We start from the raw sequence: 2,616 nt of genomic DNA, 5'->3' as shown, positions 1-2,616 counted from the left end.
GAAAGAACCGGGGGTGGCAAAAGAATCAGACGTCGAGACGTTCTGCGCCCTGCGGCTGTTCATCGATTCGTGGCGCTGGCAGGGCGTGCCATGGTACCTGCGTTCCGGCAAATGTCTGGCAACATCGGTGGCGGAGGTTATCGTGGAATTGAAGCCGCCGCCGCAGCGGCTGTTCGACGATTCAGCGCCAACGGACGGGCCTGCCAACTACCTGCGCTTCCGGCTCGCCCCCAACTCCGCCGTCGCTCTTGCCGCGCGTGTCAAACGCGCAGGCAAAGAGTTCATTGGCGACCAGCACGAGCTTTATCTGCTGGAGGAACAATTAGGGGAGGAGACACCATACGAGCGACTGTTGGCTGATGCCATGGCCGGCGATGGCGCGCTCTTCACCCGCGAGGATGCGGTGGAAGCCGCCTGGGCGGTGGTCGATCCCGTATTGGATGCGTACCATCGAGCCTATACCTACAAACCCGGCAGCTGGGGGCCGAAACAGGCAGATGCACTCATTGCAGCAGACGGAAGCTGGCACAACCCACTAAGAAAGCGCTGATTTATTCCGCCATGAGTCGCGTTGCGGGTCAAATCGGGAAGGAGATGTGCGTCACCGTACAGAATCCATTCGTTGCTGTCGGTATCTTTTGACTGTTGCGACCAAATAGAAGGCACGTTCAATATGAATCCTGTCACATCATTTCTGGTTTTTGCCTGCGTTCTCGCAGGCCTGGCCATAGGCAACTGGGTGAATTTTTATTTGGCACTGGTGTTCTTCGCAGTCGCCATTGTCATAGGACTGTCGCTGAAGATGGCCAACGTCTGGCAGAAGTTCGTCATCTTGAGGATGGGCAAGCTGCAAAGTGTTAAAGGGCCGGGAATGTTTGTGATTATCCCGATCATTGACACTGTGATCGCCGTCATCGATGGGCGTATCCAGACCACGGCCTTCAATGCCGAGCAGGCGTTGACCAGGGACACCGTTCCGGTCAATGTCGATGCCATCATTTTCTGGCATGTGAATGATGCCGAAAAGGCTGCGTTGGCCATTACCGATTATCGCACCGCCATCGACCAGGTCGCACAAACCTCGCTGCGCGAGATGATCGGATCTTCGATGCTGGCTGCGTTGTTGTCTGATCGAAAAGATGCCGACGAGTTGCTAAAAAACACGATCGGCGCCAAGACTGCGCCCTGGGGCATATCCGTGGGTTCGGTTGAGATTCGCGACGTCGCGCTCCCTGAGGCGTTGCAGGACGCGATGTCGCGCCAAGCTCAGGCTGAGCGCGAAAAACAGGCACGGGTCATACTTGGATCAGCCGAGGCGGCAATCGCGGGGAAGTTCGTCGAAGCGGCCAATACTTATGCCGGGCATCCCGCAGCGCTTCAGCTTCGCGCCATGAATATCATTTACGAGATCACCAAGGAACGCGGAGCCACGATTCTGCTGCCGAGCACCATGGTCGACAGTCTGAATCCTTCGATGGCAACACTGGCGCTGGCACTGGCAAGCAAGGACGCGCCTGATCCGGAAATCACTGTGCGTAAGGCCGTGGCCTGATCAATCGGACAGAAAAGAAGGTGGGTAACCCCAATTGTCAGAAATAATGCATGTTTTAGATCGTGGTGTCAGCAAGCAGCAACGATCGCTCAATGATTATGCGGCAGAGGTCTCTGAACATGCTGACGTCAGAGAGGGTGTTTCTTTGCCATTGGGAACGCATGAATATGACAGAGGAGTCAACTTCGCCTTGTTCAGCCGTCACGCCAGTCGTGTTCGGCTGGAACTGTTTGATCAGTCTGCGGACGCAACACCGGCCAGGTTGATTGAGTTTGATTCGTCGCGCAATCGCACGGGTGATGTGTGGCACGTATGGATTGAGGGGATTCAACCTGGCCAGTTGTATGCCTATCGCGACGGCGGCCTGGCATCGTAGTCCCACTGATTCTTGCCGCTTGGATCCATGGTCATGTGTCATCTTGCTGATGCGAAAATTGATCTGTCTAAAAGGAAAGGTGACATCAATGCAACAGATTAACCCACTCATCCTGACCATCATTGGTGGTTCATCGAGTATTAAATTTTCACTTTTTCAAGTGACTGCCCCGCTTCTGAGGATATTCGAGGGGGCGATTGAACGCATTGGATTGCCGGAGGCTACGTTGTGGGCTGACGGTTTGAAGCAGGAGGACAGTTTTTCGCGATCAGTGACAGCACCGGATCACAAGTCGGCAATAGATGTCCTGATGAACTGGCTTGAGGGGCGGCTCGGCCGTAATGCATTAGCTGCGGTTGGGCATCGCGTGGTACATGGTGGAGCCCAACATACGGAGGTGCGGCGAATCACCACTGAAATGGTTGGGGAATTGCACCGGCTCAATCCATTTGATTCTGAGCATCTGCCGGAAGATATCCTGTTGACCGAAGCGTTTCATCATGACCTTTCGCGCGTGACGCAACCGTTGCCGATCCCGAATCACTACGCAGCACAAGGCGTTTGTCGGTATGGTTTTCATGGTTTGTCGTATGCATTTCTGATGGAAGAGTTGGCTCGCGTGGCGGGAGCTGAAGCGGCACAAGGGCGGATTATCCTCGTTCATCTTGGCAATGGTGCAAGCCTTTCT

2 protein-coding genes and 2 pseudogenes are annotated in these 2,616 nt (G+C 54.9%); all 4 read left to right on the top strand.

The window, feature by feature from the left end:
- Window positions 1-550: pseudogene (locus tag M7R55_RS09410) on the top strand (glucose-6-phosphate dehydrogenase); the annotation flags it as partial.
- A gap of 123 nt (window positions 551-673) precedes the next feature.
- The gene (locus M7R55_RS09405; RefSeq protein WP_298220155.1) at window positions 674-1,552 is read left to right on the top strand and encodes a slipin family protein; all 879 of its coding nucleotides are present in this window, start codon (window positions 674-676) and stop codon (window positions 1,550-1,552) included.
- Between the two features lie 34 nt (window positions 1,553-1,586).
- Complete coding sequence (locus M7R55_RS09400; RefSeq protein WP_298220154.1) at window positions 1,587-1,928, top strand: hypothetical protein; 342 nt, start codon at window positions 1,587-1,589, stop codon at window positions 1,926-1,928.
- 88 nt (window positions 1,929-2,016) lie between these two features.
- Window positions 2,017-2,616, top strand: a pseudogene (locus M7R55_RS09395) (hypothetical protein); the annotation flags it as partial.

Source organism: Halothiobacillus sp. (assembly GCF_027346185.1).
Taxonomy (GTDB): domain Bacteria; phylum Pseudomonadota; class Gammaproteobacteria; order Halothiobacillales; family Halothiobacillaceae; genus Halothiobacillus.
This window is presented reverse-complemented; position numbering and strand designations above follow the sequence as displayed.

Coding starts and splice junctions, on each gene's coding strand:
- M7R55_RS09405 (WP_298220155.1), top strand. CDS start 674: ATGAATCCTGTCACATCATTTCTGGTTTTTGCCTGCGTTCTCGCAGGC.